The 26,929-nt window shown below is 63.3% G+C and carries 24 protein-coding genes and 2 riboswitches; of the genes, 15 read left to right on the forward strand and 9 right to left on the reverse strand.

Annotated elements, in window-relative coordinates:
- Positions 1 to 95: 95 nt before the first annotated feature.
- Positions 96 to 380: an acylphosphatase gene (locus L981_RS24795; protein WP_043622585.1), complete on the forward strand. Its 285-nt coding sequence runs from the start codon at positions 96 to 98 to the stop codon at positions 378 to 380.
- 30 nt (positions 381 to 410) lie between these two features.
- On the opposite strand, the gene L981_RS24800 is transcribed toward L981_RS24795, so the two are convergent.
- On the reverse strand, positions 411 to 1,079 hold the full coding sequence (locus L981_RS24800; protein WP_052202006.1) for a TetR/AcrR family transcriptional regulator: 669 nt from the start codon (positions 1,077 to 1,079) through the stop codon (positions 411 to 413).
- A gap of 189 nt (positions 1,080 to 1,268) precedes the next feature.
- On the opposite strand from L981_RS24800, the gene L981_RS24805 reads away from it, so the two are divergent.
- Positions 1,269 to 2,465: a multidrug effflux MFS transporter gene (locus L981_RS24805; protein ID WP_043622594.1), complete on the forward strand. Its 1,197-nt coding sequence runs from the start codon at positions 1,269 to 1,271 to the stop codon at positions 2,463 to 2,465.
- 83 nt (positions 2,466 to 2,548) lie between these two features.
- On the opposite strand, the gene nrdF is transcribed toward L981_RS24805, so the two are convergent.
- The 7 genes from nrdF to L981_RS24840 form a co-directional block, all read right to left on the reverse strand.
- Complete coding sequence (gene nrdF / locus L981_RS24810) at positions 2,549 to 3,523, reverse strand: class 1b ribonucleoside-diphosphate reductase subunit beta (RefSeq protein WP_043622595.1); 975 nt, start codon at positions 3,521 to 3,523, stop codon at positions 2,549 to 2,551.
- Between the two features lie 209 nt (positions 3,524 to 3,732).
- Positions 3,733 to 5,886, reverse strand: a complete 2,154-nt coding sequence (nrdE, locus tag L981_RS24815; RefSeq protein WP_043622597.1) for a class 1b ribonucleoside-diphosphate reductase subunit alpha — start codon at positions 5,884 to 5,886, stop codon at positions 3,733 to 3,735.
- Positions 5,856 to 6,272: a class Ib ribonucleoside-diphosphate reductase assembly flavoprotein NrdI gene (gene nrdI, locus L981_RS24820; RefSeq protein ID WP_043622598.1), complete on the reverse strand. Its 417-nt coding sequence runs from the start codon at positions 6,270 to 6,272 to the stop codon at positions 5,856 to 5,858. Before nrdI ends, nrdE begins: the two co-directional genes overlap by 31 nt.
- 11 nt (positions 6,273 to 6,283) lie before the next feature.
- Positions 6,284 to 6,505, reverse strand: coding sequence for a glutaredoxin-like protein NrdH (gene nrdH / locus L981_RS24825; RefSeq protein ID WP_043622599.1), 222 nt, complete (start codon positions 6,503 to 6,505; stop codon positions 6,284 to 6,286).
- 390 nt (positions 6,506 to 6,895) lie between these two features.
- A riboswitch (cobalamin riboswitch) is annotated at positions 6,896 to 7,123 on the reverse strand.
- 152 nt (positions 7,124 to 7,275) lie between these two features.
- The gene (locus L981_RS24830; protein ID WP_043622600.1) at positions 7,276 to 8,082 is read right to left on the reverse strand and encodes an acyl-CoA thioesterase; all 807 of its coding nucleotides are present in this window, start codon (positions 8,080 to 8,082) and stop codon (positions 7,276 to 7,278) included.
- A complete protein-coding gene (gene metE, locus L981_RS24835) occupies positions 8,079 to 10,430 on the reverse strand; it encodes a 5-methyltetrahydropteroyltriglutamate--homocysteine S-methyltransferase (protein ID WP_043622658.1) in 2,352 nt (783 codons plus the stop codon). Before metE ends, L981_RS24830 begins: the two co-directional genes overlap by 4 nt.
- A gap of 100 nt (positions 10,431 to 10,530) precedes the next feature.
- Positions 10,531 to 10,751, reverse strand: a riboswitch (cobalamin riboswitch).
- A gap of 18 nt (positions 10,752 to 10,769) precedes the next feature.
- Positions 10,770 to 11,066, reverse strand: a complete 297-nt coding sequence (locus L981_RS24840; RefSeq protein ID WP_156134225.1) for a hypothetical protein — start codon at positions 11,064 to 11,066, stop codon at positions 10,770 to 10,772.
- Positions 11,067 to 11,218: 152 nt separating this feature from the next.
- On the opposite strand from L981_RS24840, the gene L981_RS24845 reads away from it, so the two are divergent.
- The 6 genes from L981_RS24845 to L981_RS24870 all read left to right on the forward strand — a co-directional run bounded on the left by L981_RS24845 (position 11,219) and on the right by L981_RS24870 (position 17,410).
- The gene (locus tag L981_RS24845; protein ID WP_052202007.1) at positions 11,219 to 12,148 is read left to right on the forward strand and encodes a LysR substrate-binding domain-containing protein; all 930 of its coding nucleotides are present in this window, start codon (positions 11,219 to 11,221) and stop codon (positions 12,146 to 12,148) included.
- 221 nt (positions 12,149 to 12,369) lie between these two features.
- On the forward strand, positions 12,370 to 13,212 hold the full coding sequence (locus tag L981_RS24850) for a metallophosphoesterase (protein ID WP_043622606.1): 843 nt from the start codon (positions 12,370 to 12,372) through the stop codon (positions 13,210 to 13,212).
- Positions 13,209 to 14,375, forward strand: a complete 1,167-nt coding sequence (locus L981_RS24855; protein ID WP_043622608.1) for an ABC transporter ATP-binding protein — start codon at positions 13,209 to 13,211, stop codon at positions 14,373 to 14,375. The genes L981_RS24850 and L981_RS24855 overlap by 4 nt, the downstream gene beginning before the upstream one ends.
- On the forward strand, positions 14,368 to 15,288 hold the full coding sequence (locus tag L981_RS24860) for a carbohydrate ABC transporter permease (RefSeq protein ID WP_043622610.1): 921 nt from the start codon (positions 14,368 to 14,370) through the stop codon (positions 15,286 to 15,288). Before L981_RS24855 ends, L981_RS24860 begins: the two co-directional genes overlap by 8 nt.
- On the forward strand, positions 15,285 to 16,121 hold the full coding sequence (locus tag L981_RS24865; protein ID WP_043622612.1) for a carbohydrate ABC transporter permease: 837 nt from the start codon (positions 15,285 to 15,287) through the stop codon (positions 16,119 to 16,121). Before L981_RS24860 ends, L981_RS24865 begins: the two co-directional genes overlap by 4 nt.
- Positions 16,122 to 16,144: 23 nt before the next feature.
- Positions 16,145 to 17,410: an ABC transporter substrate-binding protein gene (locus L981_RS24870; protein ID WP_043622613.1), complete on the forward strand. Its 1,266-nt coding sequence runs from the start codon at positions 16,145 to 16,147 to the stop codon at positions 17,408 to 17,410.
- A 62-nt stretch (positions 17,411 to 17,472) separates the two neighbouring features.
- On the opposite strand, the gene L981_RS24875 is transcribed toward L981_RS24870, so the two are convergent.
- Positions 17,473 to 18,459: a substrate-binding domain-containing protein gene (locus tag L981_RS24875; protein ID WP_043622615.1), complete on the reverse strand. Its 987-nt coding sequence runs from the start codon at positions 18,457 to 18,459 to the stop codon at positions 17,473 to 17,475.
- Positions 18,460 to 18,695: 236 nt separating this feature from the next.
- Here L981_RS24875 and L981_RS24880 point away from each other — a divergent pair, with 236 nt between their 5' ends.
- Genes L981_RS24880 through L981_RS24910 form a run of 7 tightly spaced genes read left to right on the forward strand, consistent with a single transcriptional unit; the run spans position 18,696 to position 26,927 of the window.
- Entirely contained in the window at positions 18,696 to 19,724 is a 1,029-nt protein-coding gene (locus tag L981_RS24880) for a substrate-binding domain-containing protein (protein ID WP_034805587.1), read from the forward strand.
- A 59-nt stretch (positions 19,725 to 19,783) separates the two neighbouring features.
- Positions 19,784 to 21,328, forward strand: coding sequence for a sugar ABC transporter ATP-binding protein (locus L981_RS24885; RefSeq protein ID WP_043622618.1), 1,545 nt, complete (start codon positions 19,784 to 19,786; stop codon positions 21,326 to 21,328).
- Positions 21,329 to 21,356: 28 nt separating this feature from the next.
- A complete protein-coding gene (locus L981_RS24890) occupies positions 21,357 to 22,346 on the forward strand; it encodes an ABC transporter permease (RefSeq protein WP_043622623.1) in 990 nt (329 codons plus the stop codon).
- Between the two features lie 2 nt (positions 22,347 to 22,348).
- Complete coding sequence (locus tag L981_RS24895; protein WP_043622624.1) at positions 22,349 to 23,359, forward strand: sugar-binding transcriptional regulator; 1,011 nt, start codon at positions 22,349 to 22,351, stop codon at positions 23,357 to 23,359.
- Entirely contained in the window at positions 23,356 to 24,351 is a 996-nt protein-coding gene (locus L981_RS24900; RefSeq protein ID WP_043622625.1) for an aldo/keto reductase, read from the forward strand. Before L981_RS24895 ends, L981_RS24900 begins: the two co-directional genes overlap by 4 nt.
- Before the next feature lie 12 nt (positions 24,352 to 24,363).
- Positions 24,364 to 26,112: a glycerol-3-phosphate dehydrogenase/oxidase gene (locus L981_RS24905; protein ID WP_043622626.1), complete on the forward strand. Its 1,749-nt coding sequence runs from the start codon at positions 24,364 to 24,366 to the stop codon at positions 26,110 to 26,112.
- A complete protein-coding gene (locus L981_RS24910) occupies positions 26,109 to 26,927 on the forward strand; it encodes a class I fructose-bisphosphate aldolase (RefSeq protein ID WP_197067193.1) in 819 nt (272 codons plus the stop codon). Before L981_RS24905 ends, L981_RS24910 begins: the two co-directional genes overlap by 4 nt.
- Positions 26,928 to 26,929: the final 2 nt, after the last annotated feature.

Raw genomic sequence — 26,929 nt, forward strand, 5'->3', positions numbered from 1 at the left:
GGTTGCAGTGGTCGCCTTTCCAGTCCATTTGCGGGTGGCTTGTCTTTCCGCCACCCTGCGCCAGATTGCGTGATAGACGACAAGGGAGACGAGCCATGGCTGAGGCCAATAGGACGGCGCTGGTCCGAATTCTCGGGCGGGTGCAAGGCGTTAGCTTCAGGGTCTGGACGCGCGACGAGGCGCGCAGGCTCGGTCTTGTGGGATGGGTTCGAAACGAAGCGGATGGCTCGGTGGCTGCATTGATCAGCGGCCCGGAGGCGGCGGTCACCCTCATGCTAGAGCGCCTGTATGACGGCCCGCCGGTTGCATCGGTTTCGAAGGTCGTTGCCGAATTTGTCGACCCGCCCGAGCACATCGATGATTTTCGCATCACCAGATAGGTCGGGATCGGTTTCTGGCGCCGGGTGGTGTTAGCCCGCCGGGGCCGCTGCCGGCCGGCCATAGGCGCGCAGGAACGTCTTCACCGCCCTGCGGGCGCTGATCTCCAGGTCTTCTTCGCTCGGCGTTTCACCGAAGAGTCCGCCCATCTGCAGGTCCGCCTTGATCAGCGCGATGAACTGGCGCGCTGCGAGGTCGAAGTCGTCGATGTCGAGCGGTGCGACGTGGGCAAGGCGCGCAAACAGCGCCGCCAGCGCCCGGTCGGTCTTGCCCGGTCCCTGCTCCCGCCAGAACTGGAACAGGTGCGGATAGCGGTTGCCCTCGGTCGAAATCAGCTTCTGGATGAACTTGGCGTCCTGGTTGCAATTGCAGTTCTTGTTGAGGCGCACGGCAAATTCGGCCAGGTCTTCCTCGAGATTGTCGGCGTTTTCGGGAAAGGTCGCGAGGATGGAGAAAAGCACGCCGTTGACGCGATCCATGATGTCCTGGATCACCGCCATGAACAGCGTCTCTTTCTCGCGGTAGTGATTGTAGATGGTCTGGCGGGAGACCCCGGCAACGACTGCGATCTCGTCGATGCTGGCGCCGGAAAAGCCTTCCCGACAGAAAACATCGGCCGCGGCCTCCAGGATCGAGAGGCGTTTCGCGAATTGCCCTTTCTGCGGGCGAGCGTCAGCCGAGGCCAAATCAAATTTCTTCATGGACCGAAGATAGGCCCCATTGACGAATTAGACAATACTGTCTAATTTTACACTTGTGTCCAAATTAATGGACGAAATAGTCAGTGCAGGATGCGGTTCCCCAACGCTCTATCCTGGCACGACGATGTCTTTGAGTTTCAATCCGGGCGGCAGCGGTTCGGCTGGCGCGATTTCTGAAAGTTCATTGCCATGACAACGTCCTTCCTCCGCACGGCAATCGTGCTCGGCCTGATCTCGGCGATCGGCCCCTTTGCAATCGACATGTACCTGCCGGCCCTGCCGTCGATCGGCAAGGATCTGGCGGCCGAAAACGGCGTGGTGCAGCTCAGCTTGCTGGCCTTCTTCATCTCCTTTGCCATCTCGCAGCTGATCTATGGGCCGCTCTCCGATATCTGGGGCCGCAAGGCGCCGCTCTATCTCGGCATCGGCCTCTTCACCGTCGCCAGCATCGGCTGCGCGCTTTCGACCGACATCGAAACCCTGATTGCCTTCCGCTTCCTGCAAGGCATCGGTGGTGCCGCCGGCATGGTCATCCCGCGCGCCGTGGTGCGCGACATGCACACCGGCGTTCAGGCGGCGCGGCTGATGTCGATGCTGATGCTGGTCTTCAGCATTTCGCCGATCCTCGCGCCGCTCGCCGGCAGCGCCGTCATCGGCTTCTACGGCTGGCGCGGCGTGTTCTATGCGGTGACCATTGCCGCCTTCATCGGCCTGATCCTGCTGTCGACGCAGTTGCAGGAAACCCGACCGAAGAAGGACCGCGCCGACAGCAGCATCGCAAGCGCGCTTGCCGCCTATCGCCTGCTTCTGTCCGACCGCAACTTCCTGACGCTGACCTTCATCGGCGGTCTCGGCATTTCCGGTTTCCTCGTCTATCTCGCCAACTCACCCTTCGTGCTGATCGACCACTATGGGCTGACGCCGACGCAATATAGCCTGGCGTTCTCGATGAACGCCGTGTCGTTCTTCGCGGTGTCGCAGGCGACCGGCTGGCTCGGCGAGCGTTTTGGCCTGGTGCGCGTCATGCATCTTGCCGTCGGCGCCTTCGCGCTCACCATGGTCACGATGTTCATCGCCATGAGCCTCGGCTTCAACCAGTTGCCCGTTATGGCTGCCTTCCTCTTCGTCGGCTACGGCGTGCTCGGCCTGGTCATCCCGACCTCGGCGGTGCTGGCGCTCGAAGACCACGGCGAGATCGCCGGCACGGCGTCGGCACTGATGGGCACGCTGCACTTCGTCACCGCCGCCGTCGCCATGGTGGTCGCGACCATCTTCTTCGACGGCACGGCGCTGCCGATGGCCGGCGCGATTGCCGCTTGCGCCCTTGCCGCCTTCCTGCTGACCCAGGCCACGATCGGCCGAAGCCGGGTGGTCGCTGCGGAATAGGGGCTGTTATTGCTGAACCAAAAGGCCGGCGAGGTTGTTCCTCGCCGGCCTTTTGTTTTCAGGTGTGACCGGATGGGCTGTCTTTAAAAATCCCAGTCTTCGTCCTCGGTCGCCACCGCCTTGCCAATGACATAGGAGGAGCCGGAGCCGGAGAAGAAGTCGTGGTTCTCGTCGGCGTTCGGCGAAAGGGCGGAGAGGATGGCGGGATTGACCTTGCACGCCTCGGCCGGGAACAGCGCCTCGTAGCCGAGGTTCATCAGCGCTTTGTTGGCGTTGTAGTGCAGGAACTTCTTCACGTCTTCGGTCAGGCCGACGCCGTCGTAAAGCGCCTCGGTGTATTTTGCCTCGTTGTCGTAGAGCTCGAGAAGCAGGTCGAAGGCGAAGTCCTTGATTTCCTGACGGCGCTCTTCGCTCAGACGTTCAAGCGCGCGCTGGAACTTGTAGCCGATGTAATAGCCGTGTACCGCCTCGTCGCGAATGATCAACCGGATCATGTCGGCGGTGTTGGTGAGCTTGGCGCGGCTCGACCAGTACATCGGCAAATAGAAGCCGGAATAGAACAGGAAGCTTTCGAGGAAGACGCTCGCGACCTTCTTCTTCAAGGGATCGGCCGAGGAATACTGCTCCATGATCAGTGCCGATTTCTTCTGCAGAAACTCGTTTTCTTCCGACCAGCGATAGGCGTCGTCGACATCGGGTGTCAGGCAGAGCGTCGAGAAGATCGAGGAATAGGAGCGCGCGTGCACCGCCTCCATGAAGGAGATGTTGGAAAGCACCGCCTCCTCGTGCGGGGTGGCGGCATCCTCCATCAGTCTGACGGCGCCGACGCCGTTCTGGATCGTGTCGAGCAAGGTGAGGCCGGTGAAGACGCGGATCGTCAGCGTCTGTTCCTCGGATTTAAGCGTCGCCCAGGAGGGGATGTCGTTGGAGAGCGGCACTTTTTCCGGCAGCCAGAAATTGCCGGTCAGACGGTTCCAGACCTCCAGGTCCTTGTCGTCCTCGATCCGGTTCCAGTTGATGGCGCGGATGCGGCTTGCGGGTTTGGTGTGCATGTTCATCGGTTTGCCTTTTTGGGTCGTGTCAGCCCCTCATCCACGCGGTGAGGGAATTGTCCCTCATCCGCCTGCCGGCACCCTCTCCCCGCAAGCGGGGAGAAGGGACGAGCCGCACCGTCCTAACGCATCCATCAGCGTTTCGTGGGGCACGTCCCCTCTCCCCGCGAGCGGGGAGAGGGCTAGGGTGAGGGGCACTTGATGGGAACGCGGCGTTAAAGCGCGCAGGAAACGCAGCCTTGGACCTGCGTGCCCTCGAGCGCCATCTGGCGAAGGCGGATGTAGTAGATGGTCTTGATGCCCTTCTTCCAGGCGTGGATCTGGGCGCGGTTGATGTCGCGGGTCGTCGCCGTGTCGCGGAAGAACAGCGTCAGCGACAGGCCCTGGTCGACGTGCTGGGTGGCCGCCGCATAGGTGTCGATGATCTTCTCCGGGCCGATCTCGTAGGCGTCCTGGTAGTATTCGAGATTGTCGTTGGTCATGAAGGCGGCCGGGTAGTAGACGCGGCCGATCTTGCCTTCCTTGCGGATCTCGATCTTCGAGACGATCGGGTGGATCGAGGAGGTCGAGTGGTTGATGTAGGAGATCGAGCCCGTCGGCGGCACGGCCTGGAGGTTCTGGTTGTAGAGACCTCCTTCCATCACTGCCCGTTTCAGTTCCAACCAGTCTTCCTGGGTCGGGATGACAATGCCGGCTTCCTCGAACAGCGCCTTCACCTTTTCGGTCGCCGGCAGCCATTCGGCCTGGGTGTATTTGTCGAAATAGTCGCCAGAGGCGTATTTCGAGTTTTCGAAGCCTGCGAAGCTCTTGCCCTTTTCGACCGCCAGCCGGTTCGATGCGCGGATCGCGTGGTAGGTCACCGTGTAGAAATAGATGTTGGTGAAATCGATGCCTTCCTCGGAGCCGTAATAGATGCGCTCGCGGGCGAGATAGCCGTGCAGGTTCATCTGCCCGAGGCCGATCGCGTGGCTGTCGTCGTTGCCTTTCTCGATCGAAGGTACGGACGAGATGTGGCTCATTTCGGAGACGGCTGTCAGTGCGCGGATCGAGGTCTCGATCGTCTGGCCGAAATCCGGGCTGTCCATGGCAGCGGCGATGTTCAGCGAGCCGAGGTTGCAGGAGATGTCCTTGCCCATGTGCTTGTAGGAGAGGTCGTCGTTGAATTCGCTCGCCTCGCTAACCTGCAGGATCTCCGAGCAGAGGTTGCTCATGGTGATACGGCCGGCAATCGGGTTTGCCCGGTTCACCGTGTCCTCGAACATGATGTAGGGATAACCGCTCTCGAACTGGATCTCGGCGATGATCTGGAAGAAGTCGCGCGCCTTGATCTTGCGCTTGCGGATGCGGGCATCCTCCACCATCTCGCGATACTTCTCCGTCACCGAGATTTCGGTGAGCGGCACGCCATAGACCTGCTGCACGTCATAGGGCGAGAACAGGTACATGTCCTCGTTGTTGCGAGCGAGCTCGAAGGTGATGTCGGGGATGACGACGCCGAGCGACAGCGTCTTGATGCGGATCTTCTCGTCGGCATTTTCGCGCTTGGTATCGAGGAAGCGCATGATGTCGGGGTGGTGGGCATGCAGGTAGACCGCGCCCGCGCCCTGGCGCGCGCCGAGCTGGTTGGCGTAGGAGAACGAGTCTTCCAGCAACTTCATGACCGGGATGACCCCGGAGGACTGGTTCTCGATCTGCTTGATCGGCGCGCCCATCTCGCGGATGTTGGTGAGTGACAGCGCCACGCCACCGCCGCGCTTGGAAAGCTGCAGCGCCGAATTGATGGCGCGGCCGATGCTCTCCATGTTGTCCTCGATCCTCAGCAGAAAGCAGGAGACGAGCTCGCCACGGCTCTTCTTGCCGGCATTGAGGAAGGTCGGCGTCGCCGGCTGGAAACGGCCGGAAATGATCTCGTCGACGAGATCGCGGGCAAGCGCCTCGTTGCCGCGCGCCAAGGCCATCGCCACCATGCAGACGCGGTCTTCGTAGCGTTCCAGGTAGCGCTTTCCGTCGAAGGTTTTGAGCGTATAGGACGTGTAGTATTTGAAGGCGCCGAGGAAGGTCGGGAAACGGAACTTCTTCGAATAGGCGTGGTCGTAGAGATCGCGCACGAAGTTGAATGAATACTGGTCCAGCACTTCCTGCTCGTAATAGCCTTCGGTCACCAGATAATCGAGCTTTTCCCGCAGGTTATGGAAGAAGACCGTGTTCTGGTTGACGTGCTGGAGGAAGTACTGTTTAGCCGCCTGCCGGTCCTTGTCGAGCTGGATCTTCCCCTCCTCATCGTAGAGGTTCAGCATCGCGTTCAGCGCGTGGTAATCCAGCGCCGCTTCCGTCGCCTTCAGGGGGCGTTCGAGTGTTGTGACGTCCAAAATCGTTCCATCCCGTTTTTGACATTGGCGACGTCCTCGTCGGTTCCGAGCAGCTCGAACCTGTAGAGATAGGGTACCCGGCACTTGGCCGAGATCACGTCGCCGGCGATCCCGTAGGTCGCGCCGAAATTGCTGTTGCCCGCAGCAATCACGCCGCGGATGTGAGAGCGGTTGCCCGTATCGTTCAAGAAACGGATCACTTGTTTCGGCACGGCACCCCGGCCGTCGTCGCCGCAATAGGTCGGCACGACGAGCACGTAGGGCTCCGTGACTGTAAGCGTGTCCTTACCTTCCCTGAGCGGTATGCGGGCCGCGCGAAGGCCGAGCTTTTCGACGAAGCGATGAGTGTTTTCCGAGCGGCTGGAAAAATAGACGATCAGGCCCATCGCTTCGTTCCTCAGGCGAGCGCGCCGATCATGTCCGGCCGGAAGCCGGCCCAATGCTGCTCGCCGGCGATGACCACGGGGACCTGGCGGTAGCCGAGGTCCTGCACCAGCGCGAAGGCGTCCGCATCCTCGGAGATGTCGACGATCCTGTAGTCGATGCCCTGGCGATCGAGCGCGCGGGTGGTGGCGGTGCATTGCACGCAGGCGGGCTTGCTGTAGACGGTGACGGACATGGGTTCCTCGTGAATGAAACTGAAAATTGGGCGCAAGAGGTCGTCGGCGCGCGCGGACGCGAACCGTGGGCTTGGCGATAGGGCACGAAACATCGCTCCCCGGTCGCCTCGACCGGAGTGGATGTCGGCAAGCTGGTCCATGTGCAGCTACGCGACCTGGCCGGCTCGTTCTGGTCGGGCGCTCCGGAATTTCCGCGGATGCGGGCTCTCAGGGCGCGGCCTTTCGATCAGGCGCGCAACAATGCGCACCCGTCCGCAGAAGGTGGATCTGAACTGGAAGAAACTGACATGACTTCACCCCGAAGCTTTCGACAGGCTGCCGGGGAGATGTCGAGACGATCGGGCAGGCTCATCCTGCCACGCACTCAACCCCTCCGGACACCCCGCCCGTGGACGTTTATTGCTCGAGGCAGGTCTCCTGGCTTACGGGTCAAAGCTTCCATCCCGACCTTCCCGAGGCCTCATGCCTCAGTGGTCCAATTCCGGACAGTCGCTCGCCGTCTACAGTTGCGGGGGCAGCTACGGCATAGCCTGAGCGGAAAACCCGCCGGCGCACCGTATTCCCGTCTTAGCTCCCAATCCTTGCGAATCGGAAGAACCTCGAACACTACATATAGTAGTTCATCGCAAATCTGCGTCAATAGGTTCTATATGCTGAAGGCGGGGGGTGCAGAGGTCTTTTCTTTTTCGGTGTGGATAACGGGGAGTAAATGGCGGCGCGCAATCAATCCTGTGGATCGAGGGCGCCATGAGCGGCGCCCCCGGCTTGCTCAGGCGGCGAAGGCCGCAACCGGGCGGTTGCGGCTGTCGACGGCCACCATCACGAAAGTCCCGGTGACGGTCAGCACGCGCACGCCGCTGAGCAGTTCTTCCGACCAGAGCTCGACCTCTATCGTTGTGGAACTGCGTCCGGTCCGGGTGACGCGCGCCAGCGTGTCGACGATCGTTCCGGCGGCGACACGCCGCTTGAAATCGCTACTGCAGGAGGCGAGCACCATCGCTTTGCCGGTCAGTCGGGTCGCGGCGACGAAGGCCGCCTTCGTCATCTGGGCGAGTGCATCGCCGCCGAAGAGCGCGCCGGCGCTGTTGGTCTGGCCCGGAAAAACGATGTCGGTCATGCCGACGAAATCCGCCGCGGGCACCACCGCCTCGGGCACCACCGGCGCGGGCTCGGCGAGCGGCGGAAGGCGCCAGTCGGCACCTTTGTCCTGCGGCATCCCAACCATGGTGAACCGTCCGCGTGAGCAAAGATCGCGGCCGCCGGTCGCAAGGTTTTCGGCCACCATCTCGACGTCGACGACCATCGAGCGTCGCCCGACGCGCACCGGGCGGCCAGAGAAACTGACGATCTGGCCGATGCGGGCGGGTGCGCGAAAATCGATCCGGTCGCAGGAGGCGGTGACGAAGGGTATGCGGCCGTGGCGGGTGGCAACGATGAAGGCGATCCTGTCCATCAGCGCCAATGCGGCACCCCCAAAGAGGGTGCCGTGATGATTGGTGTCGCCGGGAAAGACGATATCGACGAGGGTCTGTGGCGCCGGGGTTTCCCCCGACGCCGCTTCCGTGTGGCCCGTCATGCGCGAAGCGCCTTGTAGGGATCATCCGCGAAGGCCTGGCGCAGGGCGCGCGCCGCCGCCACCATGTTGACAAGTGCTGGCCGGGTTTCCTCCCAGCGCCGGGTCTTCAGCCCGCAATCCGGGTTGACCCAGATCTGCGCCGGCGTCAGCCCCTCGGTCGCGCGCTCGATGAGGTGCACCATTTCATCCACCGCCGGTACGCGCGGCGAATGGATATCGTAGACGCCCGGGCCGATCTCGTTCGGATAGGCCCTTCCGGTGAACGCGCCGAGCAGTTCCATCTTCGATCGCGACGTCTCGATCGAAATCACGTCGGCATCCATCGCCGCGATCGCCGGCATGATGTCGTTGAACTCCGAATAGCACATGTGGGTGTGGATCTGGGTGGCGTCGCCGACGCCGGCGGCGCTGAGGCGGAAGCACTCCACCGCCCAGTCGAGATAGGCCTTGCGGTCGGCGGCCCTGAGCGGCAGGCCCTCGCGCAGCGCCGGCTCGTCGATCTGGATGATGGCGATGCCCGATGCCTCGAGGTCCCTGACTTCGTCGCTGAGCGCCAGCGCGATCTGCCGGCACACCACCGACCGCGGCAGGTCGTCGCGCACGAAGGACCATTGCAGCATGGTGACCGGACCCGTCAGCATGCCCTTGACCGGTCGATCGGTCAGTGACTGCGCAAAGGCCGCCCATTCGACCGTCATCGGGTTTGGCCGGGAAACGTCGCCGAAGATGATCGGCGGGCGCACGTAGCGCGAACCGTAGCTCTGTACCCAGCCACTTCGGGTAAAGGCGTAGCCCGACAGCTGCTCGCCGAAATACTGCACCATGTCGTTACGCTCGAACTCGCCGTGTACCAGCACGTCGATGCCGATCTCTTCCTGCCAGCGCACCGCCTGCTCGGTCTCCCGGCGCAGATAGGCGGTGTAGTCGACATAGCTGAGTTCGCCCTTGGCATGCAGGGAACGGGCCTGCCGTACCTCCGGCGTCTGCGGGAAGGAGCCGATCGTCGTCGTCGGAAAAAGCGGCAACGGCAGCGCGTCCGCCTGGAGCGCGCGACGGGCTGGGAAGGGAGACCGGCGCTCGCTGTCGGCTGCCGTCAGCGCCTTCAGTCGCCCGGCAACAAGTGGATCATGGATCCTGAGCGACGTCAGACGCGCCTTGGCCGCTTCGCTCGAGGCGGCAAAGACCCTTTCCGGGCTGGCAAGCCCCGGCTCGAAGGCACGGGCGAGAAGGCTTAATTCATCGAGCTTCTGCACGGCGAAAGCGAGCCACGAGGCAAGCTCCAGGTCGAGCGCCCGTTCCATGTCGAGGTCGACGGGCACATGCAGGAGCGAGCACGAGGGCGCAAGCTCGATCCGGTCGCAGCCATGGGCAGAGACCAGCGGCTGCAGGCGGCTGAACAGGCCGGCAAGATCCGTCCTCCAGACGTTGCGGCCGTCGATGACGCCGAGCGACAGCACCCGGTCAGCCGGAGCGGATTGGATGAGGACCTCGATCTGCTGCGGCGCGCGCACGAGATCGACATGCAGGCCCGCGATCGGCAGCGCAAGGGCGCTCACCATATTGTCGCCGATCGCGCCGAAATAGGTCGCAAGCATGATCCGAAGCCCGGGAACTTTCGCCCGGAACGTATGATAGGCAAGGTCCAGGGCCTGCCTTTCCCGGTCGGTAAGATCGAGCACCAGACTAGGCTCGTCGATCTGAACCCAGTCGGCGCCGGCATCGGCAAGTTCGGTGAGCAGCTCGACGTAAACGGGAAGCAGGCGCTCGATCAGGTCGAGGGGATCGAAATCTCCGCCCTTCGCCTTGCCGAGCTTGAGGAAGGTCACCGGGCCAAGTAGGACCGGGCGGGTTCGATAGCCCAGGGCTTCAGCTTCGAGAAAGGCTTCGAGCGGCCGGTTATGCGTCAGCGCAAAACGTTGATCCGCTTCGAATTCGGGCACCATGTAATGGTAGTTGGTATCGAACCACTTGGTCATCTCGAGTGCGGCGTTGCCGCCGTCACCCGCATGCGTGCAACCGGAAGCACAGGGCGAACCCGTCGAGCCGCGCGCCATGGCAAAGTAAGTGTCGAGATCGACGGGACCGCCCTTCCAGCCATAGGCGGCCGGGACCGCACCGACGAGCACGGCAGTATCGAGCACGTGGTCGTAGAACGAGAAATCGTTCGAAGGGAGGATATCGATGCCGCGCGCCTTTTGCGCCGCCCAGTTTTCGGCCCGAAGCCGGCGGCCGACGTCGAAAAGGTCGTCACGGCTGATCTTGCCGGACCAGTAGCGTTCAAGCGCGAGTTTCAGTTCGCGGTGGCGGCCGATGCGCGGGAAGCCGAGATTGGCAGTCTTGATGGTCATTTCCTTACCCCGAAGGTTGAAGGGCAAGGTTTGAATGCGACGCATCCGCGACGCGAGAAGGGTCCCGCGTCGTCAACGCGCCTCATCGGACACCCCGCCCGTGGACGTTGTTCATCGCGGCAGGTCTCCTGGCTTGCGGGTCAACGCGGACCGTTCCGTCTTCCCGAGGCGTCTTCCTCAGTGACATCATCGAACGGCCGCTCTCCGCCTACAGTTGCGGGGGCAGCTCCGGCCTTAGCGCTTGTCAGCGCCGCACCGAATTCCCTCTTAGCTCCGCCCCGCCGGATGGCGAGGCGCAGAACCACGATGCCGGGACAATGCTCTGCAATCGCTTTCTCGTCAATCGCATAAAGAAATGCTTATGTCTTTATTTTCTCCAGCCAGGGCGCGGGGCGAGACGCGGGCAATGCGCGGCCCTTCGCTGCAAACTGTTTTCGCTGCGGGTTGCACCGGCACGGGATCGGGATCGGGCTCCTCCGGCCAGTGCCACGGATCCGCTGTGTCGCCGACGCGCGCACGGATATGTTCCTGGTCCCGCGTCAGGCCGATATCCCGGAGCTGGAACTCGTTGAACGCGTCGATGGCGACCGGAGCACTGAGGGTCCTGTCGGCCCAATTCAGGACATGGTAAATCATTGATCGCACTGCGCTAAGCATTGCTATCCTCACTTCTCTACAAGGCGTGTGTTCGCGAAAAAAGTGAGGTTTTTTGCCGTTTCGCGCAAAGCGATTTCTCGCATGCTGGCATAAAGAATGCTTATCTCAGCGTCATGAGCAAGATTCCCCCTATGAGTGCAGTGCGCGCCTTCGAGGCCGCCGCCAGGCACCTGAGTTTCACCCGCGCCGCCGAAGAGCTCGGCATGACGCAGGCGGCCGTCAGCTACCAGATCCGGTTGTTGGAGGACCGCATTGGCGCGCCGCTCTTTGTCCGCCTTCCGCGCGAGGTGCGGCTGACCGGTGCCGGGCGGCAGCTGGCGCCAAAGGTAACCGAAGCGATCGATCTTTTGGGGGCGGCCTTCTCGGAGATTGCCGACAAGACCGAACATCACCTGCACATCTCGGTGCTGCCGACCGTCGTTTCGAGCTGGCTCGGCCAGCGGCTCGCCACCTTCCAGACCGCGCATCCGAACATCAGCATCAGGGTGCACATGTCGACCGAACTCATCGATTTCAAGCGTGATGCCATCGATCTCGCGGTGCGCAGCGGCGCCGGCGACTGGCCGGGTAACGATGTCTTTCCCTTGTTTCCGCTCGATTACGTGCCGGTCTGTACGCCGTCCTTCCTGGAGAAACATCAACTCAAGGAGCCCGCCGACGTCTTGAGGATCCGGCGTTTCGGCAACGCCAACTGGTGGCGACGCTGGATGATCGAAACCGGCGTCGAGCCGCCGGCGAGCAACGGTACCGAGCTGATCTTCGACGTCCAGGCGATGGATGTCGCCACCATCCTGGCGGATCACGGCATGGCGATTGCCGTCTCGACCTTCCTGATGGATGAACTGAAGAGCGGCAGGTTGATCCGGCCGTTCGAGCATGTGGTGCGCGACGGCCGCGCCTATTGGCTGGTCTATCCGCAAAGCACCAGGCGGCAGAAGAAGATCCAGGCCTTTCGCGACTGGGTCGTCGCCGAAGCAGACGCGTCGAATGCGATGCTTGCGACCGTTATGGAGCAATCCTGTCCGGCATCTATTCGGGGCGAGCTCGGTGCAAAGTGGTGAGTCTGGGGAAAGAAGACGCAGACACATCCGGTGCGCGCGTGCCGGTTCGCGCCGGCCGGGCTTCGGAAAATGACGCTTTCATGGAGAAACTGAAAATCAGCTGAGAACGGCTGTTACCAAACTGACATGGCGGCTCCCTAAAGACTGCGGCCAACCGCAGAGAAGGGGAGAGACAGCCCTCCGACGCGGATACCGCAAGCCATCGTCGGAGGCCCGTTTCCATGAAAATCGTCCAGATCAGCGACACCCATCTCAGCCCCGCCAAAAGCCATTTCAACGGCAATTGGGAACCGGTTCGCGCCTGGATCGAGGCGGTAAAACCCGATCTCGTCATCCACACGGGCGATGTCACCATCGATGGTGCCGACCACGAGGACGATATCTCCTTCTCGCTCGATCTGATCGGCCAGCTCTCGATGCCGGTCGCGATCGTTCCCGGCAATCACGATGTCGGCCATCTGCCGGGCTCGCACCAGCCTGTAGACCCCGTCCGGCTTGCCCGCTGGCGCCGTCTCGCCGGTCCGGACTACTGGGGCCGCGACCATGGCGACTGGCGGCTGCTCGGCCTCAACAGCCTGCTGATCGGCTTCGAGGACGAGGAAGAAGACAGGCAATTTGCCTGGCTGGAGGAACAACTGCTTGGTCGCGACGGCCGCCGGGTGGCGGTGTTCGCCCACAAGCCGCTCTTCGTCGACGCCCCGGCCGAAGGCGACACCGGCTACTGGGGCATCCGTCCCCGCCAGCGCCAGCGGCTCTTTGATCTTTTCGCCGAAGCCGAGGTGGCGTTGCATGCCAGCGGTCACCTGCACTGGGCCTGGACCGGCGAACATGCAGGGACGTCGCTCGTCTGGGCGCCGCCGACCTCCTTTATCATCGACACGCTGGAACGGCCGATGCCGGGCGAGCGGCTGGTCGGTGCCGTCGTGCACGCGTTCACCGATGCCGGCGTGACCAGCGAAATCGTCGCGGTGCCGGGTCTGACGAGCCACGTGCTCGACCCGATCGTCGAGGACGTCTATCCGCTCGCCGCCAAGAAGAAGGTTCGCGTGGAGGCAGCGCAATGAGCGTGCTTTCGCTGGATGGCATCACCAAGTCCTATGGCGGCAACGCCATCCTGAAGGGCGTCAGCCTGGAGGCGGAAGCCGGCGAGTTCATTGCGCTCGTCGGCCCTTCCGGCTGCGGCAAGAGCACGCTTCTGCGCATCGTCGCCGGCCTTGATCACGGCAATGCCGGCGAGATCGTCATCGGCGGCCGCAGTGTCGCGCGCATGGCGGCGGCCGATCGCAACGTGGCGATGGTGTTCCAGTCCTACGCGCTCTATCCGCACCTGACGGCAGGTCAAAACATTGCCGTGCCGCTCGCCATGCGGCGCCTGACGGCGATGCAGCGCCTGCCCATGGTCGGCAATCTTCTGCCGGGGCAGAAGCAGATCCGCAGCGATATCCAGCGCCAGGTCAAGGAGATGGCCGGAGCGCTGAAGATTGATCATCTGCTCGACCGCAAGCCCGGGCAGATGTCCGGCGGCCAGCGCCAGCGCGTGGCGCTTGCCCGCGCCATGGTGCGCCGTCCGGCCGTGTTCTTGATGGACGAGCCGCTCTCCAATCTCGACGCCAACCTGCGCGTCCATGCCCGCGGCGAAATCGTCGATCTGCACCGCCGCGCCGGCGTGCCGACACTCTATGTCACCCACGACCAGTCCGAAGCGCTGTCGATGGCCGACCGCGTCGCCGTCATGATCGGCGGCAATCTCTTGCAACTGGCGAGCCCGAAGGAGATCTACGACAACCCCTCCCATATCGAGGTTGCGCGCTTCCTTGGTCAGCCGAAGATCAACGTACTCGAAACCCGCACGGATACCGCAAGCATTGTGCGCTTCGGCGATCTCGTGCTTCTGGCAAGCCGCGGGCAGGCGCCGGATGCACCGGTGAAGCTCGCGATCCGCCCGGAATTCGTGCGCTTCCATGCGGCAGGCGCCGGCCGGCTGACTGCGCGGGTCGAGCGCATGGAGTTTCTCGGCTCCGAGGTGATCGTCCACGCTCGCCTCGATGCGATCGGCGAAGTGATCACCGCCAAGTCAGCACCCGCCGAAGCCGCAGCACTCGCGATCGGTCAGCCCGTCGATGTCGCGTTCATGCCGGAACGGGCGATGCTGTTCGACGGCGAGGGCACCCGGGTGGCAGCCGAGCCGATCGCTATCGCCGCGACGCTGGAGAAGGTCCATGGCTAGTGTCGCAACCTTCGAAACCGCGAGTGCTGCGTCTCACCCCGATCGCCGCGAAGCCCGCATCGCCTGGTTGCTGGCGCTGCCAGCCATCACGCTGCTCTTCCTGTTCATCCTGCTGCCGACCGCTGCCGTGATCGTGCTCGGCTTCACCGATTTCGAGCTCGGCTACGGCAGCTTTCGTTTCGTCGGTTTCGAGAACTATGCCGAGCTCTTCGGCGATCGCACCTTCCTTCGCTCGCTCTGGAACACCGCCGTCTACACCGCGATCGTCACGCCGGTATCGATCGTGCTTTCGCTGGCGATCGCCATGTTGATCGAGGCGGAAACCAAGGGCCGAGCCTTTTTCCGGACCGTCTATTTCCTGCCGGTCGCCTCGCTGCTCGTTGCCATGGCCACGGTCTGGCAGTTCCTGTTCCACCCGACCATCGGCCCGATCAACACCTTCCTCGCCGTTTTCGGCATTGCCGGCCCCAACTGGCTCGGCGCCTCCGGCACGGTGCTCTATGGCCTGTCGATCATCGGCATCTGGCAGTCGGTCGGCTTCAACATGGTGCTGTTCCTCGCCGGCCTCACGGCAATCCCGCGCGAACTCTATGCCGCTGCCGAAGTCGATGGTGCCAAGTCGTGGTTCGATCGCTTTCGCCTGGTGACCTGGCCGATGCTCGGGCCGACGACGCTGTTCGTCACCACCATCAGCATCATCAATTCGGTCAAGGTGTTCGAGACGGTGAAGACGCTGACGGAGGGTGGTCCGAACAAGGCGTCGGAGGTGCTGCTTTTCACCATCTACCAGGAGGGTTTCGTCTACCTGCGCGTCGGCTACGCCTCGGCCATGACCGTCGTCTTCCTCGCCATCCTCGTCGTCCTGATGTTCCTGCAGTACCGCGTGCTCGACCGGAAGGTGCATTACGCATGACCACCAACGCTCCTTCCGTCGCCCGCATCGTCCGTCTTGCGGTCCTTTCGCTCGGCTCGCTCCTCTTCCTTGCGCCCTACATCTTCATGGTCTCGACCGCCGGCAAGGCGCAGAGCGAGATCTTCTCCTCGTCGCTGTCGCTGATCCCGCAGCAATGGTCCTATGTCGAGAACTTCTCCAAGGCGCTGTCGCGCGTTTCGATGTCGACCCTGCTCTTCAACGGCGTGATCGTCTGCGCGCTGATCTTCGTCATCCAGATCGTCGTTGCCATACCTTGCGCCTATGCCATGGCGAAGCTGAAGTTCCGGGCCGCCCGCACGATGATGGTTCTGGTCATGCTCGGCCTCCTGGTGCCGATCCACGCGACGGCGCTGCCCATATATGTCGCCTTCGACAGGCTCTCGGTCCTGAACAGCTACACCGCACTTGTGGCGCCGTTCTCGATCTCGGTGTTCGCGATCTTCCTGTTCCTGCAGTTCTTCCGGGCCATGCCCGACGATCTGATCCACGCGGCGCGCCTGGATGGCATGTCGGAGGCGGGCATCGTTGCGCGGGTCATCGTGCCGAATGCCTGGCCGGCGATCACGGCTTTCGCGATCTTCTCGGTCGTCGCCCACTGGAACGATCTCTTCTGGCCGCTGATCGTCGTCACCAACCAGGATTACGCCACCCCGCCGCTTGGTCTTCTCTACTTCCGCGCCGCGGAAGCAGGCGACGACTACGGCGCGCTGATGGCCGCCACTCTCATCATCACCCTTCCTCTCGTCACCGCCTTTCTGCTGGCGCAGAAGCGCTTCGTCGAGGGCATCACCATGACCGGTCTCAAAGGCTGAACGGTCCAACCTGGAGCGCAACCATGACACATCTGAGACAGCTTTTTACCGCGGCTGCCGCATCGCTGATGCTCGCTGCCCCCGCTTTCGCCGAGACCCAGCTGACGGTGCATTACCCGATGCCCGGCTTCTTCAAGGACGTGATGGACACGATCTCGAAGAAGTTCATGGAAGAAAACCCCGATATCAAGATCACCTTCGCCAACCCGTCGGCGACCTATGAGGAAGGCATCCAGACGATCATGCGCCAGGCCGGTACGGCCGAAATGCCCGATCTCACCTTCATCGGTCTCAACCGCCTGCGCATGGTCAACGAGCGCGACATCCCCGTCGATCTCGGCCCGTTCATCGCCAAGGACGGCAACATGGCCGAGCAGGGCTTCTCGGAAAACATCCTGAAGCTCGCCCAGGTCGGCGGCAAGCAGGTTGGCCTTGCCTTCGCCACCTCCAACCCGATCATGTACTACAATGCCGATCTGGTGCGCAAAGCCGGCGGCGACCCGGAAAACCCGCCGAAGACCTGGGACGAGGTCATAGCGCTCGGGGGTAAGATCAAGGCGCTCGGCGACGGTAACGAGGGCATCGACTTCCGCTGGCAGGGCGACGACTGGATGTTCTCCGCGCTGCTCTTCGGCGCCGGCGGCGAGATGTTGAGCGAAGACGAAGGCAAGGTTGCCTTCAATGGGCCCGAAGGTGAGAAGGCTGTCGAAGTGCTCGACCGCATGGTCAAGGAAGGTGGCCTGCCGGTTCTGACCAAGCAGGCGGGCGAGCAGGCCTTCGTTGCCGGCAAGGTCGGCTTCGCCTTCCAGACGACGGGGGCACTTCGCAACACCATCAAGAATGTCGGCGACAAGTTCGACCTGCGCACCGCCCATATTCCGCTGATCGATCCGGCCAAGGGCAAGCTGCCGACCGGCGGCAATGCCGTCGTCATCCTGACGCGCGACGCCGAGAAGCAGGAAGCCGCCTGGAAATTTGCAAAGTTCGCCGCCGGCCCCTATGGCGCCTCGGTCGTCGTTCCCGGCACCGGCTACGTGCCGAACAACGAGCTGGCCGCCAAGTCGCCGGACTATCTCGCCAACTTCTACAAGGAGAACCCGCTGTTCCGCGCCGGCCTCGAGCAGATGCCGCTGATGCGCCCCTGGTATGCCTTCCCGGGCAGCAACGGCGTGAAGGTCACGCAGACGATCGTCGAGAACCTGTCGCGCATCGTCGAGCAGCAGGCCACGCCGAAGGAAGCGCTGGACGAAGCTGCAGCCGAAGTCGAAAGCCTGCTGCCGCGCAGCTGATCCTGTACCTAGGTGACAAGCGTCGCCCCGGGGAAATCTCGGGGCGGCGTTTTCGTGTTTGGTCAGGCGAGGTGGCGAACCGTGCCGCCGGGATATAGGCGGCAGTCGAGATTGAGATGGCGGCAGACCGACGCGTTCTCCGCCATATCGAGCAGCAGGGCGGCTGCCGCAAGCCCCATGTCGCCGTCAGGCATGGAGATGGTCGTCAGCGCCGGCGTCATCAGCCGTCCAAGGGCGATGCCGTCGAAGCCGGCGACCGAGACATCGTCCGGAACGGCAAGGCCTTCGCGCCGAAGCGCCGCGATCACGCCGAGCGCCAGAAGATCGTTGGAAGCGATGATCGCCGTCGGGCGGTGCTGCGTTAGAACCGTCGCGAGGTCGAGGTTCTCGTAGCCGTCGACGAAGGGGATCTCGACCGCTTCCATCGGCTGGACACCCGCTTCTCTCATGGCGGCGGAATATCCGTCGTAGCGCAGGCGCGCCCGGTCGGACGAACGGAAGTGGCCGGAGACGACGAGGATGCGGCGATGACCGTGGTCGAGCATGTGGCGGGTGAGCTCGAAGCCCGCCCGGTAATTGTCGACGGTGACGGCAGCGGCGAAGCGAGCAACCGGACGGTTGTTGAGAAGCACCGTCGGCGGCAGCGCCGCCGAAAGCGCCTCGCTGGTCTTGGCGTCGCAGAGCGTCAGGATCAGCCCGGTCGGCCGCTGTTCGAGCAGCGAGCGCACGGCGCGTGCCTCGAGTGCGGGATCGTAATTGGACTGGGCAATCAGCACGCCATGGTTTGCGGCCTGCAATCGATGCTGGATGCCGCCGAGCGAGGCGGCGAACACAGGGTTGGTGACGCTTGGCACCAGCACGCCGACGATCGGCTGGCTGCGGCTGGCCGCGCGGCCCGTGGCCGGCTGTGGCCGGTAGCCGAGTTCGGCCGCGGCCCGGCGCACGCGGCGCACCATTTCGTCGCTGACCGGGCCTTCGCCCTTCAGCACCCGCGAGACGGTCGCCAGCGAGCAGCCGGCATGAAAGGCGATCTGTTGCAGGGTAATCATGTGCGCGCTCTAAAGGGTCTGCGTGACAGCTGATTGAAGGACCAGACCCGAGTTTTCCCACGTCGCGCATGAATTATTATTCATGCTATGAATTATATTGACAGAGGCTGAGTCCGCGGCTTAAATCGCAATTGTCGGAAGTCGAGGAGGAGTTCCGGCAAACTCATACATTCAGCGGCCGCAAGCAAACGGCCCTATCGGTTTTTTGGGAGGGGCTTCGGCCTCGAGGAGGACGCGTGCGCAAATTTCTCAGCACGACCGCTCTGGCGGTCATTGCAGCTTCGTTCTGGGCAGGTTCGGCCAGCGCCGAAACGGCGAACCCGTTTCGCTGCCAGCCCGGCGAAAAATACGTCATGAACGTCATGGTTTCGGGCGTCGAATACTGGTTCCCGGTCTATGAAATGTTCAAGCAGGCCGGCCAGCAGTTCGGCTGCGAGACCGAATATACCGGCACGCCAGAATATGACGTCAACAAGCAGATCGCCACTTTCGACCAGGCGCTCGCCCAGAACCCGGCCGGCATTCTGGTACACCCGATGAACTCCGATCCGTTCATCGAGCCGATCAACCGGGCGATCGACCAGGGCACGGCCGTTGTGACCTTCGCGGCGGACTCGCCGCTGTCGAAGCGCGTCTCCTTCATCACCTCGGACAACACCCGCGAAGGCATCTATGCCGCCGACGCGATCGCCGAGAAGATGGGCGGCAAGGGCGAATATGCCGTTCTTGAAAACCCCGGCCAGGACAACCACGACAAGCGCATTACCGCCTTCGTCAATCGCATGGCCGAGAAGTGGCCCGACATGAAACTCGTCGGTCGCGCCGCCTCGAACCAGGATCCGAACAAGGCCTATCAGGGCCTGATGAGCCTCATCCAGGCCAATCCGAACCTCGGCGCCGTGTTCATGCCGGAAGCCAACTCCGCGATCGGTGCGGCTCAGGCCAGCAAGGAGAGCGGCGGCAAGGTGCTGGTCATGTGCGCCGACGTCAACGCCAATATCCTGGACATGATCAAGGCCGGCGAAGTCTTCGGCTCGATCAACCCGAACCAGGGCATGCAGGGCTACATGGGCTTCATGCTCCTGTGGATGGCCAAGCACCCGGAACTGATCGACCCGATGAACGATGCCAAGCGTTCCGGCTTCAACCCGATGAGCATCCCCTTCGTCGACAACGGCCTTTCGATCGTTACCGCCGAAAATGCCGACGACTTCTACTGGGACAAGTACCTGAAGCGTCGTGGCACCAAGGGTATCGACGAGTAAGATCGTGCATTGGCTGCCCGGGCGTTTCCGGGCAGCCAGGAGTGCGGGTGGAGGACAGCATGACAGCACAACCGGTTCTGGAGGTCCGGCGCGTCACCAAGCATTTCGGTGCGGTGAAGGCGCTGACGGAGGTGGATTTTCGCCTCGAGCGGGGAGAGATCCACGCACTCTGCGGCGAAAATGGCGCCGGCAAATCCACGCTGATGAACATCCTTGCCGGGGTGCTGCAGCCGAATGACGGCGAGGTGCTGGTCGATGGAGCCCCCGTGAAGATTGCCTCGCCGGCGATCGCCCAGACGCTCGGCATCGGCCTCGTCCACCAGGAAATCGCCCTCTGCCCGGATGCGACGGTGGCGGAAAACATGTTCATGGCGGCCACCAACCGCCGCCGTTCGCCGCTGATGAATTACGGCGCGCTCGAGCGCGAAGCCCAAGTTGTGATGAACCGGCTGGCGCCGATCGACGTTCGCCGCAAGGTCGCCGACCTTGCCATTTCCAGCCAGCAGCTCGTCGAGATCGCCAAGGCGCTGACGCTCGACTGCCGCGTGCTGATCCTCGACGAGCCGACCGCGGCGCTGACGGAAGCCGAAGCGCAGGCGCTGTTCGCCATCATCCGCGATCTCAAGGCCGCTGGTATTTCCATCATCTATATCAGCCACCGCATGGCCGAAATTTTCTCGCTTTGCGACCGCGTCACTGTGTTTCGCGATGGCCGCCATGTGGTCACCGAGAAGATCGCCGACGTGACGGCCGACGATGTGGTGCGCCGCATGGTCGGCCGCGAAATCAGCCAGCTCTATCCGCAAAAGCAGGCGCCGGAGGCGCGCTCGGACGAGACCATTCTTTCGGTCCGGGCCTTGAGCGACGGCGATCGTATCGACACCGTTTCCTTCGACCTGAAGCGCGGCGAGATCCTTGGCATCGGCGGACTGATCGGCTCCGGTCGAACCGAGATCGCCGAAGCGATCTGTGGCCTCAGGGCCAAGTCGAAGGGTGAGATTACGCTGCGCGGAAAGCCGCAGCGCATCGGCAATTACCGCGATGCGGTCGATGCCGGCATCGTCTACCTCTCGGAGGATCGCAAGGGCTCCGGCGTCTTCGTCGACCTGCCGATCGCCCAGAACATTTCCGTGCTTGACCTCAAGACGCTGACCGGGCCGCTCGGATTGCTGAATTCCAGGGCCGAGGCTGATCTCGCCCGCGATTTCGTGCGCCGGCTCGGCGTGCGCATGGGCGGCATCGATATGCCCGTCTCGTCGCTGTCGGGCGGCAACCAGCAGAAGGTGGCGATCGCCAAGCAGCTTGCCGTTCGCCCTCAAGTGATCCTGATGGACGAGCCGACGCGCGGCATCGACGTCGGCGCAAAATCCGAAATCCATCGGCTGCTGCGAGAGCTCGCCGAAACCGGCATCGGCATCGTCGTGATCTCGTCGGAGTTGCCGGAGCTGCTCGGACTTTGCGACAGGGTGCTAGTGGTGCGCGAAGGCGCAATTGCCGGCGAGCTTGATGATACGGACATGAGCGAGGAGGCGGTGATCCGCCTGGCGTCGGGGGTGACGCAGGCGGATGGAACCGCAACAGGCAGGACAGCCCATGTCGCCTGAAAGAACGGAAAGAGCCGGGGAGGCGGAAATGGCAGTGGATACGATGGTTGCAACCGAGAGGCAGGCGCCGGCCTGGAAACGCATCGGAACGATGCGCGAGGCAGGGCTGATCGCGATCATCCTGGCGCTCGGGCTCGTCATGAGCATCGCCTCACCGCACTTCCTCACCTTCGGCAACATGCGCGCTATGCTGATGAGCTTCTCGGTCGAAGGCATCGTCGTCGTCGGCATGACGATCCTGCTCATCGTTGGCGGCATCGACCTTGCGGTCGGTTCGGTGGTCTGCTTCGCCATGGTGCTGGCCGGCTCACTCTTCCTCGCCGGTGTCGATCCCTGGACAGCCTCGCTGGTCGGTATCCTCGCCAGCAGCATGATCGGCATGATCATGGGCTTCTTCGTCACCGTCGTCGGGCTCAATCACTTCATCACGTCACTGGCGGCGATGGTGATCGTGCGTGGCCTCTGCCTCGTGATTACCAAGGGCACGCCGCTGTCGCTCTTCACGCTGCCGGCGTCGTTCAAGGCGGTGGGGCAGGGCACCTTCCACGGTGTCCCCTATGTCATCCTGATCTTCGTCGCCGTCGTCGTGCTCTTTGACTTCCTGCTGCGCCGGGCGACCGCCTTCCGCAAGGTGTTCTATACCGGCAGCAACGAGAAGGCGGCGCTCTATTCCGGCATCAAGACCAAGCAGGTGAAGTTCTGGGTGACGGTGCTGTGCTCGACGCTCGCAGGTGTCGCCGGCGTCATCTACATGTCGCGCTTCGGGGCCGCGACCCCCACCTTCGGCGTCGGCATGGAGCTCAACATCATCGCTGCGGCCGTCATCGGCGGCGCCTCGCTTAACGGCGGCTCCGGCACCATCCTCGGCGCAATCCTCGGCATGGCCCTGCTCTCGGTCGTCACCAGCTCGTTGATCCTGCTCGACGTCTCCGTCTATTGGCAGGACATGATCAAAGGCTGCATTCTCTTGGCTGCCGTTTCCATCGACCACTTGCTGCACAAGCGGAAGGCCGCCTGACCATGCCGATTGCCAAACCCATTTTGTCCCAGGCCCCAACCGCGCGAGAAGAACTCGTCGTCGCGCGGCAGATGCACCAGGCGCTCGTCCTGCATTTCCTTGAAGGGCTGACCCAGTCGCAGATCGCCGACCGCCTCGGCATCTCGCAGCCGACCGTCAACCGCCTGATCAAGCGCGGTCGCCAGCTCGGTCTGGTCGAGATCAAGATCAAGTCGCCGATCGAGCCCTTGGTCGACATGGAAGAGCAACTGCTTGCGATCGGCGGCATCCGCCGGGCGATCGTGGTACCCACCGTCTCGGACAACCAGCAGACCGCGCTCCAGGCGGTCGGTGAGGCGGCGGCTCGGCTGCTGCTTGAGGAGATCGGCGATGGCGACACCATCTGCATCACCGGCGGCAAGGGCGTCAGCGCCGTCGTCGCCGGGCTGCAGGCGCCGCGCCGCTTCGATGTCGAGGTCATCCCCGGCACCGGCTGCGTCCAGGGCAAGCACTATACGGACGTGAACCACGTCTCGACGATGATGGCCGATCGGCTCGGCGGGCGGTCCTTCCAGATCCACGCGCCGCTCTTTGCCGACAGTGCCGCCGAGCGGGCGATGCTCATCAACATGCGCTCGGTGGCCGATGTCTTCGGACGGGCGCGCGAGGCGAAGGTGGCGGTCGTCGGCATCGGTTCGATCCTTTCGGACGATTCGAGTTACTACGACCTGCATCCATCCTCGAGCACCGACCGGGCGGCGATCGAGCGGTCCGGCGCAAGCTGCGAACTGCTCGCCCATCTGCTCGATGATAAGGGCCAGGTCTGTGACTACAGCCTCAACCGTTCGCTGGTGTCGTTGACGCTCGAGGAATTCGCCTCGATCCCGACGAAGATCGGCGTGGCGAGCGGACCGAACAAGGCCGGGCCGATCCTCAGCGTCATGCGGGGGCACCACCTCGACACGCTGGTGACGGACGAGGCGACCGGCGAGCGCGTGCTCGCCATGGCACAAGAAAAGGGACTTCTGGCATGAGCGGGTATCAATTGATGCGGGAGATCGGCCGGTCGGGCGTGAAGGCTTCGGCCGTCGGGCTCGGCACCTGGGCGATCGGCGGCTGGATGTGGGGCGGCACGGACGAGCGGGAATCGATCGCGGCGATCCAGGCCTCGCTCGACGCCGGCGTGACGCTGATCGATACGGCACCGGCCTATGGCCTCGGCCGCTCCGAAGAAATCGTCGGCAAGGCTTTGGTCGGTCGTCGCGACAAGGCAATCATCGCCACGAAATGCGGCCTCGTCTGGCATACGGACAAGGGGCGGCACTTCTTCGATCAGGACGGCAAGCCGGTGCATCGTTACCTCGGCCGCGATGCCATCCACCATGAAGTCGAGCAGAGCCTGAAGCGGCTCGGCACCGATTACATCGACCTCTACATCACCCACTGGCAGGACCCGACGACGCCGATCGAGGAAACGATGGCGGCACTCGAAGAGCTGCGGCAGGCGGGCAAGATCAAGGCGATCGGCGCCAGCAATGTCGGGCGCGGCGAACTGGAACAGTACATCGCGATCGGCGGGCTCGATGCCATCCAGGAGCGCTTCAGCATGATCGATCGCGAGATCGAGGCGGAGCTTTTGCCGCTGACGCGGCGCAACGGTGTTGCGACGCTGAGCTACTCCTCGCTGGCGCTCGGCCTTCTATCCGGGGGCATCGGACCGGAGCGGGTGTTCTCGGGCGACGACCAGCGGCGCGACAACCCACGCTTCTCGGTCGGCAACCGCGAAAAGGTCGCGGTCTTCGCTAGGGCGATCCGGCCGGTCGCGGAGAAGCATGGCGCGACGATCGCCCAGATCGTCATTGCCTGGACGCTCTGCCAAGAGGGCGTGACTTTCGCGCTCTGCGGGGCACGCAATCCGGCGCAGGCACTCGATAACGCACGGGCCGGGACGATCCGGCTCGATCAAGACGATCTCAAGGGGATCGACGCGGCGATCGCGGCGACGCTCGTCAACATGGACAGCTAACGGACTGCCATCATGAACCGGGAAGAGATTTTCAACGGGCTCGCCAAGAGCCCGAAGGTGGACGTGTGCGTCCTCGGCGGCGGCATCAACGGCCTCAGCGTCTTTCGCGAACTGGCGCTGCAAGGGGTGAACGTGCTGCTTGTCGAGAAGCACGACTACTGTTCCGGCGCCAGTGCGGCACTGTCGCGCATGGTGCATGGCGGGCTTCGCTATCTCGAAAATGGCGAGTTCAGCCTGGTCCGGGAATCGCTGGTCGAGCGCGACCGGCTGCTGAAGAACGCGCCGCATTACGTGGCGCCGCTGCCGACGACCGTGCCGATCTTCGATATCTTCTCCGGGCTTGCCAATGGCGCGGTGCGCTTCCTGGGGCTTACCCGTCGGCCGAGCCGCCGCGGTGCCATCGCCGTCAAGATGGGCCTCGGCATCTACGATTTCCTGACGCGCAAGCGGGCGCTGATGCCCAAGCACGCCTTTCGCGGCCGGCGCGCCACGCTTGCCCGCTGGCCGGCGCTCAACCCTGATATCAAGAGTTCCGCCACCTATTACGACGCCTGGGTCAGCCAGCCGGAGCGTCTCGGCATCGAGCTCTTGAAGGACGGCCTTGCCGCCGGTTCTCACGCCCAGGCGTTGAACTACACGGAACTGGCGCTGGCGGCATCCGGACGCTACGAACTGAAGGACGGTGTCACCGGCGCGGTCGCTGCGATCGAGCCCGGCCTCATCATCAACGCCACCGGCGGCTGGATCGACATCGCCAACGGCGCGCTGTTTCCCTCGACCTCAAAGCCGGCGCCGCTGATGGGCGGCACCAAGGGTTCGCATCTGATCATCGACAATGCCAAGCTCATGGCTGCGCTCGATGGCCACATGATCTACTACGAGAACGAGGATGGGCGGATCTGCATCCTCTTTCCCTATCTCGGCAAGGTGCTGGTGGGCTCGACGGACATTCGTGTCGATGATCCCGAAACCGTGCGCTGTGAAGTCGACGAGCGTGACTACATCCTGCAGTCGCTCGCCTTCGTCCTGCCCGATATCCGGATCCGGCCGGAAGAGGTGGTCTTCCAGTTTTCGGGTGTCCGGCCGCTGCCGGCAAGCCAGGACAGCTTTACCGGACGCATCCCGCGCGACCATTTCTGCACCTTCGTGGAGGGCGCCGACGGCGGCCCGCCGGTGCTCTGCATGATCGGCGGCAAATGGACGACATTCCGCTCCTTCGGCGAAATGGCGGCGGACCTCACCCTGGAACGGCTTGGACGGCAGCGCCGGGTGAGTACGGGCGAGCGCGCCATCGGTGGCGGGCAGCACTATCCCTCCGATCGCGACCGGTGGATCGACGATGTTGCGGCAGCCACCGGGCTTTCGCGGGAGCGCTTGCGCGTGCTTTTTGTCCGCTATGGAACGGGCGCGCGCGATGTCGCCGATTTCATCGCTGGCGGTGCCGACCATGCCTTGCCGCACCCGGATTACTCCGCGCGTGAGCTGCAATATCTGATCCGCAGCGAAGCCGCCGAACACCTCGACGACCTTTTGCTGCGCCGCACGACGCTTGCAATCACCGGCGCGCTCTCGCTCGACATGATGGACGCGGTGCTCGCTCTGCTTGCCATCGAAAAGCAGTGGTCGCCGCCACGTGTCGCTGCCGAGCGTAAGCGATTTCTTACCCTTCTCGCCGAGCGCCATGGCGTCGACGAGGAAACCCTATCCGTACGGAACGAACAAAGGAGTGCATTATGCGAAACAACAGCAAGGTCCGGATGAACCGTCTGCTCGGCGGTGGACGTTGCCTCGACGTGGCGATCGACCACGGCGTCTGCAACGAACCGTCCTTCCTGAACGGGCTGGAAGACATGTCCGCCGTGGTCAAGGCCTTGGTTGCGGCCGCACCGGATGCGATCCAGATGAACTATGGCCAGTCGGATCTGTTGCAGGAGGTGCCGGGCAAGGACAAGCCGGCGCTGGTCATGCGCCTCGACATGGGCAATCCCTATAACCGCATTCGCCACCGGCACATGTGGGCCGTTCTGCAGAACGAAGCCGAGCCGCTGATCGGCGCGCTGGCGATGGATGCGGCCTGCGTCGTCGTCAACCTGTTCATGCTGCCGGACGAGCCCGATCTCTTCCGCCAATGCGTCGCCAACATCTCGCGCGTGCGTGCCGATTGCGACAAGTACGGCATGCCGTTGATGATCGAGCCGCTGGTGATGCAGCCGGTCACCGAGCATGGCGGCTACATGGTCGATGGCGACGCCGAGAAGATCGTGACGCTCACCCGGCTTGCGCGCGAAATGGGTGCCGACATCGTCAAGGCGGATCCGACCACCAATGCTGAAGATTTCCACCGGGTCGTCGAGGCGGCGCGCTGCCCGGTTCTGGTGCGCGGCGGCGGCAAGGAGGATCTGCGCAACGTCTTTGACAAGTCTGCGGCCTTGATGCGCCAGGGCGCAATGGGCATGGTCTATGGGCGCAACATCTACCAGCACGCCAATCCGAGCGCCGTCGTGCGCGGCCTGATGGCGATTATCCACGAGGATGTCAGCGGCGAAGAAGCCTACGCGCTCTACCAGCGCGGTTGAAA

Origin of the sequence: Ensifer sp. ZNC0028, assembly GCF_000799055.1 — a bacterium.
Lineage (GTDB): Bacteria > Pseudomonadota > Alphaproteobacteria > Rhizobiales > Rhizobiaceae > Ensifer.

What these genes read in the sequence shown, in the direction of transcription:
- L981_RS24795 (WP_043622585.1), top strand. Translation starts at nt 96, where the DNA reads ATGGCTGAGGCCAATAGGACGGCGCTGGTCCGAATTCTCGGGCGGGTG.
- L981_RS24870 (WP_043622613.1), top strand. Translation starts at nt 16,145, where the DNA reads ATGACACATCTGAGACAGCTTTTTACCGCGGCTGCCGCATCGCTGATG.
- metE (WP_043622658.1), bottom strand. Translation starts at nt 10,430, where the DNA reads ATGACCATCAAGACTGCCAATCTCGGCTTCCCGCGCATCGGCCGCCAC.
- L981_RS24875 (WP_043622615.1), bottom strand. Translation starts at nt 18,459, where the DNA reads ATGATTACCCTGCAACAGATCGCCTTTCATGCCGGCTGCTCGCTGGCG.
- L981_RS24860 (WP_043622610.1), top strand. Translation starts at nt 14,368, where the DNA reads ATGGCTAGTGTCGCAACCTTCGAAACCGCGAGTGCTGCGTCTCACCCC.
- L981_RS24905 (WP_043622626.1), top strand. Translation starts at nt 24,364, where the DNA reads ATGAACCGGGAAGAGATTTTCAACGGGCTCGCCAAGAGCCCGAAGGTG.
- L981_RS24840 (WP_156134225.1), bottom strand. Translation starts at nt 11,066, where the DNA reads ATGATTTACCATGTCCTGAATTGGGCCGACAGGACCCTCAGTGCTCCG.
- L981_RS24830 (WP_043622600.1), bottom strand. Translation starts at nt 8,082, where the DNA reads ATGACGGGCCACACGGAAGCGGCGTCGGGGGAAACCCCGGCGCCACAG.
- L981_RS24885 (WP_043622618.1), top strand. Translation starts at nt 19,784, where the DNA reads ATGACAGCACAACCGGTTCTGGAGGTCCGGCGCGTCACCAAGCATTTC.
- nrdF (WP_043622595.1), bottom strand. Translation starts at nt 3,523, where the DNA reads ATGAACATGCACACCAAACCCGCAAGCCGCATCCGCGCCATCAACTGG.
- L981_RS24800 (WP_052202006.1), bottom strand. Translation starts at nt 1,079, where the DNA reads ATGAAGAAATTTGATTTGGCCTCGGCTGACGCTCGCCCGCAGAAAGGG.
- nrdH (WP_043622599.1), bottom strand. Translation starts at nt 6,505, where the DNA reads ATGTCCGTCACCGTCTACAGCAAGCCCGCCTGCGTGCAATGCACCGCC.
- L981_RS24855 (WP_043622608.1), top strand. Translation starts at nt 13,209, where the DNA reads ATGAGCGTGCTTTCGCTGGATGGCATCACCAAGTCCTATGGCGGCAAC.
- L981_RS24850 (WP_043622606.1), top strand. Translation starts at nt 12,370, where the DNA reads ATGAAAATCGTCCAGATCAGCGACACCCATCTCAGCCCCGCCAAAAGC.
- L981_RS24865 (WP_043622612.1), top strand. Translation starts at nt 15,285, where the DNA reads ATGACCACCAACGCTCCTTCCGTCGCCCGCATCGTCCGTCTTGCGGTC.
- L981_RS24805 (WP_043622594.1), top strand. Translation starts at nt 1,269, where the DNA reads ATGACAACGTCCTTCCTCCGCACGGCAATCGTGCTCGGCCTGATCTCG.
- L981_RS24910 (WP_197067193.1), top strand. Translation starts at nt 26,109, where the DNA reads ATGAACCGTCTGCTCGGCGGTGGACGTTGCCTCGACGTGGCGATCGAC.
- nrdI (WP_043622598.1), bottom strand. Translation starts at nt 6,272, where the DNA reads ATGGGCCTGATCGTCTATTTTTCCAGCCGCTCGGAAAACACTCATCGC.
- L981_RS24890 (WP_043622623.1), top strand. Translation starts at nt 21,357, where the DNA reads ATGGCAGTGGATACGATGGTTGCAACCGAGAGGCAGGCGCCGGCCTGG.
- L981_RS24900 (WP_043622625.1), top strand. Translation starts at nt 23,356, where the DNA reads ATGAGCGGGTATCAATTGATGCGGGAGATCGGCCGGTCGGGCGTGAAG.
- L981_RS24845 (WP_052202007.1), top strand. Translation starts at nt 11,219, where the DNA reads ATGAGTGCAGTGCGCGCCTTCGAGGCCGCCGCCAGGCACCTGAGTTTC.
- L981_RS24895 (WP_043622624.1), top strand. Translation starts at nt 22,349, where the DNA reads ATGCCGATTGCCAAACCCATTTTGTCCCAGGCCCCAACCGCGCGAGAA.